The organism is Deinococcus fonticola, from assembly GCF_004634215.1.
GTDB classification, from domain to species: Bacteria; Deinococcota; Deinococci; order Deinococcales; family Deinococcaceae; genus Deinococcus; species Deinococcus fonticola.
In genome coordinates this window covers 17,553-31,985 of sequence record NZ_SMMH01000022.1, presented here as the reverse complement: position 1 = coordinate 31,985, position 14,433 = coordinate 17,553, and the positions used below count along the sequence as shown (strand labels likewise).

Annotated in this window: 11 protein-coding genes; 2 read left to right on the top strand and 9 right to left on the bottom strand. The window is 64.6% G+C overall.

What is annotated here, in order from left to right; all coding sequences use genetic code 11:
- Nucleotides 1–16: 16 nt before the first annotated feature.
- From E5Z01_RS13050 to E5Z01_RS13035, 4 genes are all read right to left on the bottom strand, one after another.
- Nucleotides 17–1,462, bottom strand: coding sequence for a sigma 54-interacting transcriptional regulator (locus E5Z01_RS13050; protein WP_135229766.1), 1,446 nt, complete (start codon nucleotides 1,460–1,462; stop codon nucleotides 17–19).
- 62 nt (nucleotides 1,463–1,524) lie between these two features.
- Nucleotides 1,525–1,725, bottom strand: a complete 201-nt coding sequence (locus tag E5Z01_RS13045) for a hypothetical protein (RefSeq protein ID WP_119763736.1) — start codon at nucleotides 1,723–1,725, stop codon at nucleotides 1,525–1,527.
- Between the two features lie 303 nt (nucleotides 1,726–2,028).
- The gene (locus E5Z01_RS13040) at nucleotides 2,029–2,535 is read right to left on the bottom strand and encodes a hypothetical protein (RefSeq protein ID WP_135229765.1); all 507 of its coding nucleotides are present in this window, start codon (nucleotides 2,533–2,535) and stop codon (nucleotides 2,029–2,031) included.
- A 67-nt stretch (nucleotides 2,536–2,602) separates the two neighbouring features.
- Nucleotides 2,603–4,090: a GGDEF domain-containing protein gene (locus E5Z01_RS13035; RefSeq protein WP_135229764.1), complete on the bottom strand. Its 1,488-nt coding sequence runs from the start codon at nucleotides 4,088–4,090 to the stop codon at nucleotides 2,603–2,605.
- A gap of 401 nt (nucleotides 4,091–4,491) precedes the next feature.
- Between E5Z01_RS13035 and E5Z01_RS13030 the strand changes: the two genes are divergently transcribed.
- Nucleotides 4,492–5,100 carry a hypothetical protein gene (locus tag E5Z01_RS13030; RefSeq protein WP_135229763.1) on the top strand — a complete coding sequence of 203 codons (609 nt, stop codon included), beginning with the start codon at nucleotides 4,492–4,494 and terminating at the stop codon, nucleotides 5,098–5,100.
- On the opposite strand, the gene E5Z01_RS13025 is transcribed toward E5Z01_RS13030, so the two are convergent.
- From E5Z01_RS13025 to E5Z01_RS13015, 3 genes are all read right to left on the bottom strand, one after another.
- Nucleotides 5,072–6,460 (bottom strand): SAM-dependent methyltransferase, encoded by a 1,389-nt coding sequence (locus E5Z01_RS13025; RefSeq protein ID WP_135229762.1) that lies wholly within the window; start codon nucleotides 6,458–6,460, stop codon nucleotides 5,072–5,074. The genes E5Z01_RS13030 and E5Z01_RS13025 overlap by 29 nt on opposite strands.
- 118 nt (nucleotides 6,461–6,578) lie before the next feature.
- On the bottom strand, nucleotides 6,579–9,266 hold the full coding sequence (alaS, locus tag E5Z01_RS13020; protein ID WP_135229761.1) for an alanine--tRNA ligase: 2,688 nt from the start codon (nucleotides 9,264–9,266) through the stop codon (nucleotides 6,579–6,581).
- Nucleotides 9,267–9,474: 208 nt separating this feature from the next.
- A complete protein-coding gene (locus tag E5Z01_RS13015; RefSeq protein ID WP_119763746.1) occupies nucleotides 9,475–10,509 on the bottom strand; it encodes an AfsR/SARP family transcriptional regulator in 1,035 nt (344 codons plus the stop codon).
- Nucleotides 10,510–10,662: 153 nt separating this feature from the next.
- On the opposite strand from E5Z01_RS13015, the gene E5Z01_RS13010 reads away from it, so the two are divergent.
- The gene (locus E5Z01_RS13010) at nucleotides 10,663–12,162 is read left to right on the top strand and encodes an amidohydrolase (protein WP_135229760.1); all 1,500 of its coding nucleotides are present in this window, start codon (nucleotides 10,663–10,665) and stop codon (nucleotides 12,160–12,162) included.
- A gap of 71 nt (nucleotides 12,163–12,233) precedes the next feature.
- Here E5Z01_RS13010 and E5Z01_RS13005 read toward each other — a convergent pair whose 3' ends face one another.
- The gene (locus E5Z01_RS13005) at nucleotides 12,234–12,911 is read right to left on the bottom strand and encodes a hypothetical protein (RefSeq protein WP_240738411.1); all 678 of its coding nucleotides are present in this window, start codon (nucleotides 12,909–12,911) and stop codon (nucleotides 12,234–12,236) included.
- A 55-nt stretch (nucleotides 12,912–12,966) separates the two neighbouring features.
- Nucleotides 12,967–14,424, bottom strand: a complete 1,458-nt coding sequence (gene gatB, locus E5Z01_RS13000) for an Asp-tRNA(Asn)/Glu-tRNA(Gln) amidotransferase subunit GatB (protein ID WP_135229759.1) — start codon at nucleotides 14,422–14,424, stop codon at nucleotides 12,967–12,969.
- Between the last annotated feature and the right edge of the window lie 9 nt (nucleotides 14,425–14,433).

The window sequence follows — 14,433 nt, the reverse complement described above, 5'->3', positions numbered from 1 at the left end:
ATAGCCAACGGCGGGATCAGTTCCAGCGTCCGCCGCGTTGCTGACGCATTTCGGGTTCGGGCGCGGCGTACAGTTCCTCGGCGCGCGAAAGTTTCTTGCGCCCGTACAGCCCCTCCAGCACGAATTCGGCGGCGGCGGCCCGCACCGCGTCGTCACTGCTGCCGGCGACTTCGTTCGCCAGTTCGGGAAGGGTCGGCACCTGCTGGGCGGCGTCCAGGGCACTTTTCGCGTCGCCGGACTGGGGGAAGCGGAAGACGTTCCCGGCTTCAAACCATTTTTCCAGGTCGCGGGTGTTGGCACTGCCGAAGTGCCGGGCATACACGGCTCCGGCAGCCTTGCGAATGATGTCCCTGGCGACGTTGTCGGCGCCCTTGAGTTCACCCTCGTATTCCAGTTCCATCTTGCCGGTAATGGCCGGCAGGCCCGCGTACACGTCACTGACACGCACCACCGGGGCGTCGCCCTGCATCAGGCTGCGGCGCTCGGCGTTGGCGGCGGAGACTTCCATCAGCGAAATGGGCAGGCGCTGCGATACGCCGCTCATCTTGTCCACGCGCCCGTCCTCGCGCGCCTGGAAGGCAATTTCCTCGATCAGCTCGGCCATGAAGCCGGGCACCTGCACGGCCTCGGCGCGCACGGATTCCTGCGCGGTGATGTCCATGCCCAGTTTCACGTCCTGCGGATAATGCGTGCGAATCTCCGAGCCGATGCGGTCTTTGAGCGGCGTGACGATCTTGCCGCGCGCCGTGTAATCCTCTGGGTTGGCGGAGAACACCAGCATCACGTCCAGTTCCAGACGGATGGGGTAGCCTTTGATCTGCACGTCGCCTTCTTGCAGGATGTTGAACAGCGCCACCTGCACCTTGGGGGCCAGGTCGGCGAGTTCGTTGACGGCGAAGATGCCCCGGTTGGCGCGCGGCAGCAGACCGAAGTGCATGCTGCGCACGTCTCCCAGGCTGGTGCCCAGGCGGGCGGCCTTGATGGGATCGACATCGCCGATCAGGTCAGCGACGGTCACGTCAGGCGTGGCAAGTTTTTCCACGTACCTGTCCTGGCGGGGCACCCAGCGAATCGGGAGTTCCAGGCCGTGCGCTTCGAGCAGGTGGCGGCCCTCGGCGCCCACCGGGTTCAGCGGGTCGTCCGGCATGTCCACACCGTCGATCACGGGAATCTGCTCGTCCAGCAGACCGGTAATGGCCCGCAGGATGCGGCTCTTGGCCTGACCGCGCAGCCCCAGCAGAATAAAATTCTGCCGCGCCAGCAGGGCATTGACCAGTTGCGGAATAACCGTCTCGTCGTAGCCCACCACGCCGGGGAACAGTTCCTCGCCGCTGCGCAGCTTGCGGGTCAGGTTTTCGCGCACCTCATCCTGTACCAGACGCAGGCGTCCATCGAAGGGTTGACGGCCCGCGTAGGCGGGTGTTTGCAGAAGTTCACCGAGCGTCCGGGGTCTGGATTCCATAGTGCAGCGAAGCTATCACGCGGCAGGTCGGCGGAATGTGGAGTCTTGCAGAGCGGGGAAGCTCAGTCGCCGGCCAGGGGGCGGTGGGCACTGCGGTAGCCCGCCACCATACTGACGGCTTCGGGCAAAGGCAGGCGTGTCCAGCGGCGAATCTGCTTGACCGCCTCGACTTCGCGGCCGAGCTGTACCAGGTGAAGAATGTCGCGTTCCTGGGTGGCATTCAGGCTGAATGGGGGACTGCTCCGGTTGAACAATTTAATCATGAGAACCGCTCCATGTTGTGAGGGGAAATGGGGGTCATCAGCTGACCGTCATTAAGCTCTCTAGAGATAGCAGACCAGCTTCTCATAAACGATTGAGGGTCAGACAAGAGTAGCGTCAGAACGGAATCAGTTTTCAGGAAAGAGCGTGCAGGAAAAGCGCAAGTGTAACCGACAATAATGTTAATCAATCGATCAGACGTTGTCGATAAAAGTCGGCGAACCTGATATCAGTCCTACTTAACACTGGAATTGTGTATTTCTTTACATGAGATCAAATATCCTGGCTTTGCTGACAGGCAAAGATTAATTGGTGGCACCGGAGCCTGCAGAGGCGGCAGAGGCGGCACTCTGGTCATCTTCCAGCACCTTGAAGGCGCACACGGCGGCCAGCGCGGCCAGTTCCAGCGGCACCTTCCCAAGGCTGAGGTTCACGTCCTTGCCATCGACCAGCCCCCCGATGCGGCCCGTCAGGCGGTCATCTTCATGGCGCAGGTTCACGTCCTTGCCGTCGATGCGCCCGGAGAAGCGGCCCTGCACGCGGCCACCCTCCACGCGGAAATGCACGTCATCGCCGTCGATGCGGCCACCCAGGCGCACGTCCACACCCTGCGGCGTGACCTCGCCATCGGCATCGAAGCCCGCGAACACGCCACCTATCCGGCCATTCACGTCACCGGGGCGGTACCTGAGTTCAATGTCCTTGCCCTGAAAAGTCCCGCCAATCCGGCCCTTCAGGTGATCGCCGTGCCATTCGGCCTTCAGATCGTAGCCGTCCACCATCCCGCCAATGCGTCCGTGCAGATCGCTCATGCCTCAAGCGTGACACAGGGCACGATTAGAAAAAACGGTGAGGGTTCCCCCACTGGCTCCACCTTCCTCAATTCTGTGCAGAACTGTTCAGGCCAGGGCCAGCATGCATGCTTATAGAACGGTATTTTTGCTTCCAGTGGTACATTTCCTGATCGGCCTGGTGCCGGAACTTCGCGGCGTCCACTTCCTCGCCCGCCGCCCGGAAAGCCATCCCCACCGACACCCTGACCTGTACCGGCTTGTCCAGCAACGACACCGGAAGCTGCATGGCCGCCAGGAACCGCAGCAGCAACGCCTGAGCCGCCGGCACCGAATCGAACCCCGGCACGATCACCGCGAATTCATCCCCGCCCATACGCGCCGCGAAGGCCCCAGGCGGCAAAACCCCACGCAGGCGCCGCGCCACCTCCCGGAGTGTCTCGTCCCCGGCCTCATGACCCAATGAGTCGTTGATCGCCTTGAAGCTGTCCAGATCGAAGTAGTACAGCGTCACCGAGACAGCGGCCTGCGCCAGTTGCTCTTGCAGGTGCTGGTCGAAGGCCGCGCGGTTGCCCAGCCCGGTCAGGCCGTCATGCAGGGCCATGTGCTGCAACTGCCGCGTCTGCTCCCGCAGGCGCCTGTTCAACAGCGAACGCTCCGTGAACGTCACTGCCTGCCGCACTATGACCAGCACGAAAATCCCCACCGTCCACCAGGCCGCGCTCTGCCCCTGTCCCCCACCGGCGTACTGCACCAGCAGCAGGCAGGTGACGCCCACCGCCACGTAAGGCAGGAAAGCCACCACCCTCCAGCGTTCCGGCAACGGTGACGACCGGGGCGCGGAGGTCGGGGCGAATATTTCCCGCGACGCCCCGAGCAGTCCCAGCGCCTGTGCCACCGTGCCCCACGTCCACAGCAGGTCCATGGGGGTTCCCGGCACGTACCTGTCCCCCAGCCCCAGGTAAAGCAGATCGGCCCCCACGAACCCCAGCACCCCCAGCACAAACAGCAGCAGTGGGCGGGCAAACTGCTGGCGCAGACTCAGCAGCGCCATGCCCAGCAGCAGCAGGTCACACAGCACGTAAGCCAGGTTGATGCCCCGCAGCACCCATGACTCCGAACCGGCCAGCGCCGATCGCAGGGAAGAAAACCACGCCGCCTCCCCCACCACCGCCACCACGATCAGGCTGTCCAGCACCCAGCCCCACGTCCGCCACGACCAGCGCGTCAGGCCATGCAGGTAAGCCAGGGTGAACGCCACCCCCAGGTAAAACGCGAAATAGAGCGGATCGGCCACCGACCAGTCCGGGAGTTCCCGGCCCGGAAAATCGTACTGAAGCATCCACGCCTCTGCCAGCAGCAGAGGCAAGACGGCCCGCGCGAAACGGTTGGTCAGCACCCGCCCAGGCCGTACCTCCAGCAGCACCATCAGGGAAGTCACGGCGATGACCAGCAGGTAAAGCAAGTCCAGCACCAGCGTTCGCGTAAATCCCGTGAGCCACGGCGTCATGACCAGCAGCGAGTGCAGCAGCGCCACCAGCGGCAGAACGTAAGTCACGGGAGAACGAACAGGCATGAAGTTTCTTCCAGGTAAGACGAATCAGGCTCAGGAAACTTTCCCGGCAGCCTGCCTGTTTCAGTAGGCCTGAAACGCCCTTCCATAAATCCCACAAGGCAGGATCTGAATACAGCGGAGCAACTGGCCCCAGGCCATGGGAAAGATGCGCCAGAAAGACGCGCCGCGAAATCCCGCTCCGGCCAGTGCCAGCAACCCACCCGCACACGAGATGTCCCAAGCCAGAATGCATAGCCTCTGCACACCATCAGAAGAAGTGCTGTCCAGGACAGCGTTTCAAGAGCAAAACGCATAAGTTTGACTTTTCCTGTATTCCCCGCTATTCTATTTTTATCACCGTCCGCGAAGGGCGGATTTTTTATTTCTCCATTTTATCTCTCTTGCCGAAGGAGTTGCCCGAGATGCCCGCCACAGGTCGGAAAAGACTGCATTTAGCGCAGGAATTCGGGCGGGTGGGCGTGTGGCTGGCGCTGGTTCTGACGGTGAGTCTGTGGTTCGGCACGTTTGCCGTCCTGACTCCGGTGCGGGCCGCCCTGACTTCCGCGCACGGCCAACTGACTGAACTGGACGCCCGGCTACAAGGGGTGCAGGACGCCCTGGCCCCTTTCGACGCGCTGAGCCGCCCGGAAACGCTGGCGGCCGTGGACACCCTGAACGGTCTGGCGCAACTCGCGCAGCGCACCCCCGTGATCGACACGATGTTCGGCCAGCAGAACCTTCAGGACGCCGTGAACCTGACTGCGCAGTGGCAGGACACCTTGCAAGACCGCCCGCCTCTGCCCGCGCTGGCGGACGCCCGCAAGGCGGTGCAGGGCTGGCAGACGCGGATCACGGCCTTGCAGGAACGCCTGACCATGCTGGGCGTGGGGTTCTGCCTGCTGTTCAGCCTGCTGGGCGCGTGGTTTGCCGCCGGGCAGTGGGCGCTGTACCAGCAGGCCAGGGAACGCCTGGCTGGCCTGGAGCCTGTGAAGGGCCGCCCACTTATGCCCGGTACAGGTCGGCGCGAGTAAGGGGCAACGGCACGGCCCGCTCGGCGTCGGGTTTGGCCAGCAGGCTCTGGAAGAGGCTCAGGTGACCTTTCTGGAAGTAGTAGGAAGTGGCGCCCAGATAAAGGCGCCATAGCCGCCATCGCTGCTCGCCCAGCATGGGCCGCGCCTGCGCCTCCTGCGCTTCCAGTCGCCTGGCCCAGTGCTTCAGGGTCAGGACGTAGTGTTCGCGCAGGTTCTCCACGTCGCGCACCTCGAACAGCGCTTCGGAGGCGTGTTTCAGGGTTTCCCACGCAGGCAGCATCTCACCGTCCGGAAACACGTACTTGCGGGCAAAGTTGCCACTCTGAAGCCACATCGGCACCCGTGCCTGCGCGATCCCATCGCTACTGGCAATGTTCAGCATCAACCCGCCCGGTTTCAGGATCGCGTAAGCGGTCTTGAAGTAGGTGGGCATGTTCTTGCGCCCCACATGCTCCGACATCTCAATGCTGGCAATCTTATCAAACGGTTCGTATCCCGCCGCCAGCACGTCGCGGTAATCCCGCAGTTCCAGGGTGATGCGGTCTTGCAGCCCGGCAGCCTTCACGCGTTCCTGCGCTTCGGTAAGCTGCGCCTGGGAGAGGGTCACGCCCAGCACCTGCACGCCGTAGCGCTGCGCGGCGTAAATGGCCAGGCCCCCCCAGCCGCACCCGATGTCCAGCAACCGCTCACCGGCTTGCAGGCGCAGTTTGCGGCAGATGTACTCCAGTTTCGCTTCCTGCGCCTGCTCCAGCGTTTCCTGCCCGCTGGAGAAGTGGGCGCAGGAGTAGAGCATGTGCGAATCCAGCCACAATTTGTAGAAGTCGTTCGAGACGTCGTAGTGGTACTCAATAGCGGCCCGGTCACGCTCGCGGCTGTGCTGCTCGCCTTCCAGCGAAACCGAAACGGGGGCCGGCACCGCGCCGGCCGCCCTTTTCAGCACCTGCACGTCGTTCAGCAGGCCGGGCCAGTCGGCGGGGCGGAGCTGCGCATCGAAATCATCGGCAATGCCGGCAATGGCCCCGATGTCGCCCTGAATATCGAAATCCCCGCGCAGGTACGCTTCTCCCAGCGCCAGATCCGCCGGCAGGCGCAGCATGCGGCCCAGCGCCTGTTCACTTCGCAGCACCAGGCGCGCCTGCGCCGGCTGACGGGTGGCCGGAATGACCGTGCCGTCCCACAACTCCAGATCAAAACCCCGTGAAGTGGGCAAAACACGCTCCAGCAGGTGCAGGGCACGGGAGCGCACCTGGGTCGGTGTCGAGGGGGTGGCCGCCATTTTCCTTGCCGCCAGGGCAACCGCTGCGGCGCCCACCGCGACACTTATCTGCCCCAGCCGACGTTTTCCAGGTGTTCCGGTCATGTCGCGAAGTATAACGACCCGCCCGCAGGGGCAGAGGCGCAAGATTCTTTCCTAAACGAAGGTTCAACGAGAAACGCCTACCCGAGACGGTTCCCTGGCCCGCCTTGACTGTCTCCCCTTAAAAAGCCGTGTCCAGTGCCCCCAGTGCGCCTTCCGCGTTGGTGATCCCAGCCTGGGCCATGTCGGGGCGTCCGCCGCCTTTGCCGCCGCCCGCAGCGGCGAGCTTGCCGACAAGTTGCCCGGCATGCGCGCCTTTTTCCACGGCAGCCTTCGTGGCTTTCACGACCAGCCCCCTATCGGAAGCGATGACGACCATGTCCGCGCCGCTCTGATCGAGGAGTTTGTCGGCGGCGCTACGCAGTTCATTGCCCTCGATACCGCTGAGTTTCAGGCTGGCCACCTTGAACCCGCCCAGTTCGCGGGTCTGTGCGGCGCTGCCGCCCCCGCCCATCTGCGCCTGCGCCAGCTGGCGTTTCAGGTTGCCAAGTTCTTTCTCGCTGGCTTTGAGTTGCGTCTGCAACCCGGCGATGCGGGCTTCCAGGCCCTCGGGGTTGGTGTTCAGCAGCGCGGCGGCTTTTGCCTGGGCATTCAGGCGGTCGCGCACCCAGGCGGTGGCGGCGTCGCCCGCCAGAGCCTCGATGCGGCGCACCCCGGCGGCCACATTCTCGTCGAACAGAATGACGAAGGCGCCGATGTCCCCGGTGCGCGAGACGTGCGCCCCGCCGCACAGTTCCATGCTGCTGACGGAAACCCCGTTCAGGTCGACGGCACCCTCGACCTTCACGACGCGTACGGTGTCGCCGTACTTCTCCCCGAACAGGGCGGTGGCTCCGGCGGCCTTCGCGTCGGCAATCGGCATTTCCTGCCAGGTCACGGGGAAGTTCGCGCTGACCCAGCGGCTCACCAGCCCCTCCACCTGGGCCACTTCCTCGGCGGTCATGGCGGCCCCGTGCGAGAAATCGAAGCGCAGGCGGTCGGCAGCCACCAGTGACCCTTTCTGCTGCACGCCACTGCCCAGCACGGCCCGTAGGGCGGCGTGCAGCAGGTGGGTGGCGGTGTGGTGACGTTGAATCGCGGCGCGTTCCAGGCTCACGACAGCCCGCACGGTCACGCCTTCTGTCAACTCGCCTTCCTCGACCAGCACGTCGTGCAGGAACACGCCCGCCTTCGTTTTCCGGGTGTCACGCACCACACCAGCGCCCCGCGCTCCATCCACACCGGCCCACTCGAGGCGACCGGTGTCGCCGACCTCACCGCCACCCTCGCCGTAGAAAGGGGTCTGGTTCAGAATCACGGTGGCTTCACTGCCTGCGCCAAGGTGGTTCAGGCGTTCGCCCGCGCCCACCAGCGCCAGCACCTGCGCTGAAGCCTGAAGGTGGTCGTAGCCGACAAATTGGGTGGCGGGCAGGCCATCGAACACCTCCTGATTCCCGCCGAACAGTTCGGACTTGCCGTACTTGCTGCCTTCACGGGAAAGCTGCTGGTCTTTTTCCAGGCTTTCCGCATAACCGGCTTCGTCCACATTGACACCGTATTCCTCGGCAATTTCTTTGGTCAGATCAAGTGGGAAACCATAAGTCCCGTAGAGCGTGAATGCCTCATCACCCGCAAGCACGTCACCTTGTTTCATCGGGCTGAGCAGCTTGCCCAGGCGCTGGATACCCGTTTCCAGCGTCTTGAGGAACAGTTCTTCCTCAGCTTTCATAGCCGCTTCGACTTTGCTCTGGTTTTCCTTCAGTTCCGGGTACGCTTCGCCCATGCTGGTAACAACCAGTCCCACCAATTCAAACAATTTCGGCTCGCGCCAACCCAGCATGTAGCCGTGGCGAATCGCGCGGCGCATGATCTTGCGGGCAGTGTAGCCGCGCCCGGTGTTGGAAAAGCTGGTGCCATCGGCCAGAATCATGCTGACGCTGCGAATGTGCTCGGCCACCACGCGGTGCGACACGCTGACCTCGCCTTCGTAGGACTTGCCGCTCAGTTCCGCGACCTTCTCGATGATGGGCCCAAACACATCGTTGCTGTAGAAGTCCGGCACGTCCTGCACAACGCTGGCGACGCGCTCCAGGCCCATGCCCGTGTCGATGTTCTTGAACGGCAGGTCTTTCAGAACGGGCTGGCCGTTTGCGTCGGGTTCCTGACGGTCAAATTGCGGGAACACCAGGTTCCACACTTCCAGAAAACGCGCACTCTCGCGGGTCTGGTAGTAGTCGCTCCAGGTGTCGTCGCCGTACTTCGGGCCACGGTCGTAGTAAATCTCGCTGCACGGGCCACAGGGGCCGTTCGGGCCTTCCAGCGGGGCGTTCGCGGGCCAGAAGTTCTCGTCGGCGTCGAAACGGTGAATATGAGCGGGGTCGAGGCCGATGTTCTGCGTCCAGTACCCGAAGGCTTCATCGTCGTCCTTGTAGATGGTGACGTACATCTTGTCCTTATCCATGCCCATCCACTCAGGGCTGGTCAGGAATTCCCAGGCCCACTCGATGGCTTCCTTCTTGAAGTAATCCCCGAAACTGAAGTTGCCCATCATCTCGAAGAGGCTCAGGTGGCGGCGGGTGCGGCCCACGTTCTCGATGTCGCCCACGCGCACGCACTTCTGCGCGGTGGTCACGCGCTTGCTGCCCCGCCCGTCGAACACGGCAGGTGCGCCCATGAACTGCTCCTTGAAGGGCTGCATTCCGGCGACGGTAAACAGGGTGGTGGGGTCAGGCGCAATGGTGCTGTAACTGGGCAGGATCAGGTGTTCCTTGCTCTGGAAGAATTGAAGGAACATGCTGCGAATGTCTTGCGTGGTCAGGCGGCGCGTCATACCCGGCAGTTTAGCGCGGGGCCGTTTAAGGCGGGCAGGCCATAGCGAAAGCTGCCCCTGGGAAGGTGTCGGAACTGCTGTGCGAACAGGCGCCACCGACAGACCGGGTGGACACCATCGGCTTCACGCGCATAGGCTCAGAGGCAATGAAGCTCCTTTGAAAAGAAAACCGGCCCCGAGTCGGGCCGCCGGGTCTGGAGCTGCTCTGTCAGTCGAAATCCACCGCCCACCAGGCTTCGCGCTGCGCAGCCAGGCGGGCGCGCGGGTCGCCGATGGTGTCCAGGGCGCGGGCCAGGCCCTGCCAGTCCTGCTCGCTCATGGGGTCGATGCTGAGGGCCTTCTGGTGGTACTGCGCGGCTTCCTTGGGCTTGCCAGCCTTGCCGGCGGCCTGCGCGGCCAGGCCCAGCAGGTTCATCTGGGTCTGCTCCAGGCGGGCACGAACGTCATCCACCCAGGGGCTGTCGGCGCCGGGCAGGAAGGTGCCGTACTGGCTGACCAGTTCCTTGAGTTCCTCGTAGCCCAGGCTGTCGGCCTCGGCCTGCGCGGAAAGCAGTTCGTAACGCTGCACGTCGTACTCGGGCTTCAGGCTGTCGGCCAGGGCATACTTGCGGTTCTGCGACACCACCGCGTCGTTGTTCAGGCTCTTGCGCAGGCGGTGCAACGTGGTGTGAAAGAGGCTGCTGGCCCGCGACTCGTCTTTCTCGGGCCACAGCGCCTCGGCGGCCTCCCAGCTGGTGACTTCCTTGTGCTCCAGCAGGTAGAAGAACAGTTCCAGCGCCTTGCGGCTCACCCACGACACCTGCTGACCCTGCCAGAACACCTGCGCGGTGCCCAGCGCCCTGGCCTGCGTGCCACTGTCGGCCTGCACGTTCAGGCCCACGCGGCGCAAGCGGGCGTCCACGGCGGTGGTCAGGTCGGCGGGCGTAAAGGGTTTGGGCAGGTAATCGTCGGCGCCCAGGTTCATGCCCCGGCGCACGTCACTGCGCTCGGCGTGGCTGCTCAGCAGAATGAACGGCATGGCCGCCAGATGGTCGTGGTCGCGCACCTGTTCCAGAAATTCCAGGCCGGTCATGTACGGCATCACCACGTCACTGATGATCAGGTCTGGCGTGAACACCTTCAGCAGGTCGAGGGCCTCGACAGGGTGGCTGCTGGTGCGCACCTCATGACCGGCACGCGACAGGATCACGCTGATCAGCTTCACGATGGCAGCGTCGTCATCAACGACCAGAATGCGGGGCATGGGCGAAGTTTAACATCTCCACCCTATTGCGGTGAGATCGCTCGCATACAGCGGTCTTACCCGACTGGAAGGAGTCGCAAGAAAGACGCGGTACGGGAAAACAGGCCTGCACCGCTCCTCTTCCCCGCGCCTTTTCTGCCCTACGCTAGAGGCATGACACATCCGCTGACGATCATTCAGGCCCAGGTCATCACGCTCGACGAGGGACACCCTCAGGCGCAGGCCGTGCTGGTGGGTGGCGGGCGCGTGCTGGCGGTGGGTTCGCTGGATGACCTGCGGGCCCAGGCCCCCAGGGCAGAGGTACTGGATCACCGGGACGTGCTGCTCACGCCGGGGCTGGCCGACGCGCACATCCACCTGGTGATGTACGGCGCTTCGCTGACGCAACTGGAGCTGTTCGGGGTGCGCAGTGTGGCCGAGGTGCAGGCCAGGGTCGCCGGGCGGGCAGCCGCCACACCTGCCGGAAAATGGATCGTGGGCGGCGGTTTTCTGACTTCCGAGCTGGGCCTGGACGGGTATCCCACCGCCGCGCAGCTCGATGAAGTCAGCCCGAACCACCCGGTGCTGCTGCACTCCCGCGACCACCACATGGTCTGGGTGAACAGCGCCGCGCTGAAGCTGGCGGGCGTCACCGAGGGCACCCCGGATCCCGAGGGCGGGCACATCGTTCATCCACTGGGGTGCTTGCAGGAGAACGCGCAGGCCCTGGTCATGGACGCGCTTCCCACCCCTACCCGCCAGGAGTGGCTGGCCCACGCCCGCGCCGGGGCGAACGACATGGCGCAGCGCGGGTACGTCAGTGTTCACACCATGGCCTTCGAGGACATCGAGGCCCCGCGCGCCCTGCAAACCCTGGCGGCCCAGGGCGAGCTGCCGCTGCGCGTATGGGCCTGCCTGCCGCACGAGCGCCTGCTGCTCGCCCGCGACCTGGGGCTGGCCCTCAACCCCGGCGGCCTCTTTCAGTGGGGCGGCGTGAAGTTCTTCGCGGACGGTGCCCTGGGCAGCCGCACCGCCTGGCTGCACGCCCCCGGTTTTGCCGACGGGTCCGGCACCGGCATTGCCCTGGACGCCCCGGAACTGATTTACCAGCGCGGCCTGGAGGCCATCGAGCTGGGCCTGACCCCGGTGACGCACGCCATCGGTGACCGTGCCAACACCGAGGTGCTGAACGTGTACGAAAAGCTGCGCCCCGCCGCCGAAGCCCGGGGCATTCGCCTGCGCATCGAGCACTCGCAGCACCTGCGCCCCCAGGACGTGGCCCGCATGAATGGTATGACCAGCAGCATTCAGCCCATGCACCTGCTCGCCGACGGCCCCATGATCCGCGACCTGCTGCCGCACCTGCGGGACACCAGTTACGCCTGCAAAAGCATCCGCGACGCCGGGGCGGTGCTGGCCTTCGGCAGTGACGGCCCGGTCGCCACGCCCGACTACCGCGACAACTTCCGCGCCGCCACCACCCGCCGCGACGACCAGGGCGAACTCATCGGCCCGGACGAGGCCCTCACCGAACTGGAGGTGCTATGGGCGCACACCCGTGGCCCCGCCCTCGCCGCCGGCTGGGAAGACGAAGGGATCATCCGCCCCGGCGCCCGCGCCGCCTTTACCCTCTGGGACAGGCTGGGCGGCAACGCCAGAGCGCTGGTGATGTAAAGAAGGTGGGGAGAGGCGTTCAGGGAAGCTGATTACCCTCTGGACGCCACCGCTCCTTTTTCACCAACCATTTACTGCTCACTCCCCTTCTCGGGCCGGCGTGGCAGCAGCGCCAGCAGGGCCAGCACGGTCGCCACGACATCCAGCAGGCCGGAAGCGCCGTACACCAGTTGCGACATGCGGTCGACAGGTTCGGTACTGAACCCCTTGATGGGAATGACGTTCATGACCGCCATGCCCAGGGACAGCGCGGCGGACACGTTCAGCCACTCCAGCAGGCGGGTGCGGGCCAGCAGGTTGCCCGGCTCCAGGGCCACGTTCAGGGTGTGGCCGTACATGGCGTTTCCGGCGAAAATGGCCGCGCCCCAGAGGGTAAAAAGGGCCGTCAGCGCCACGCTGTTTGCTTCCGGGGCCGCGCCGCCCAGCACGCCCAGCAGCAGCAGGGCCCACAGGCAGGCCCGGAAAATGGTCAGGATGGGAAACAGCACCGCGAACGAGCGCAGCACCCCGTCGGTCGGCGGGACGCCCTGCCCCAGTGGCAGGTGGCCCAGCGACAGACGACCGAAAAGCTGCGTCCACCACCACAGCACCAGCGCCGCCAGAAAGGCCTCGCCGCCGGTGATCCAGGCGTCGAAACCAAAATGCCCACTCGTCAGGGCATAGGACGCCACGCCAAACAGCGCTGCCACCTGCAACCACAGCGCCACCAGAGCGGGGGTGCGCCAGCGGTTCATAAGGCTTCCGGACATGAAGTGAACCCTGCGGCGTTGTTCCGCAGGGAGAAAGAAACGAACAGGAGGCTGATCACAGGCCCAGTTTCGCTTGCAGGCGTTCGCGCACCACTTCGGGTTTGGCCTTGCCGCCCATGCTTTTCATGACCGGGCCGAACAGGGCGTTCATGGCCTTGGCATTGCCCCCCCGCACCTTCTCGACGGTGGCGGGGTCGGCCTGCATGGCAGCGTCGATGGCGGCGTCGATGGCGGCGGTGTCGGTCACGACGACCAGCCCGCGTTCCTCGACGAGTCTGGCGGGGTCAAGACCCTGCATCACGTCGGGCAGCAGGTCTTTGCCGATCTTGCCGCTGATGGTGCCTGCGTCGATGAGCCTGACCAGGGCAGCGAGGTGCGCGGGTTGCAGTTTCGTGTCTGCGAGGCCGATTTCCTGGGCGCTCAGGTGCCCGGCAACGTCACTCAGCAGCCAGTTGGCGAGTTTCTGGGCATCAAGTGGCTGGGCATCAACCGGTTGGGCATCCGCACCGTGCTTGAGGGCCTCGTCGTAGAAGCGCGAGATGGGGACGTTCAGGCTGATGGCCTGCGCGTCGGCTTCACGCACGCCCGCCGCGAGGTAACGTTCACGTTTCTGCACCGGAAGTTCGGGCATGCGGGCCTGCACGCTGGCAATCCACTCCGGCGTGATGTTCAGGGGCGGCAGGTCAGGCTCCGGGAAGTAGCGGTAGTCGGCCTCGCCTTCCTTGGTGCGCATCAGGAAGGTCTTCTGCCCGCCTTCGTCCCAGCCCAGGGTGTCCTGCGTGATCCTGCCCCCGGCGTCCAGCACTTTGGCCTGCCGGGCGGTCTCGTACTCGATGGCGCGGGCCACGCTGCGGAAGCTGTTCAGGTTCTTCACCTCGACTTTCGTGCCCCAGGGTTCGCCGTCTCTGTGAAGGCTGATGTTCACGTCGCAGCGCATCTTGCCGTCTTCCGGCGCGGCGTCCGAAACGCCCAGCGCCTGCGCGATGGCCTGCACGGATTCCAGAAACGCGCGGGCCTGCTCGGCGCTCTGAATATCGGCCTCAGTGACCATTTCCAGCAGGCTCGACCCGGCGCGGTTCAGGTCGAGCAGGCTGTACGGCGCGTAAGTCGGGTGCGTCAGTTTCCCGGCGTCGTCCTCCAGGTGAGCGCGTTTAATGCGAACGCGGCCCGTCGTGCCGTCCGGGCTCAGCACGTCCAGATAACCGTCGCGCGCAATGGGGCGGTCGTACTGCGAGAGCTGAAAGTTCTTCGGGGCGTCCGGGTAGAAGTAATTCTTGCGGTGAAACTGCGTGAACCCCGACACGTCACAGTTGAGGCCCAGGCCGAACATCATCGCCAGTTCCACCGCCTCGCGGTTGAGGGTCGGCAGGGTGCCCGGCAACCCCAGCGTGAAGGGATCCGTGAAGGTGTTCGGCCCCTCGCCGTGGTAATCCTGCGGGCAGGCACTGAACATCTTCGATTTCGTTTTCAGTTGCAGGTGAACTTCCAAGCCGATCACGGCGCGGTACGACATGCAGAAAAG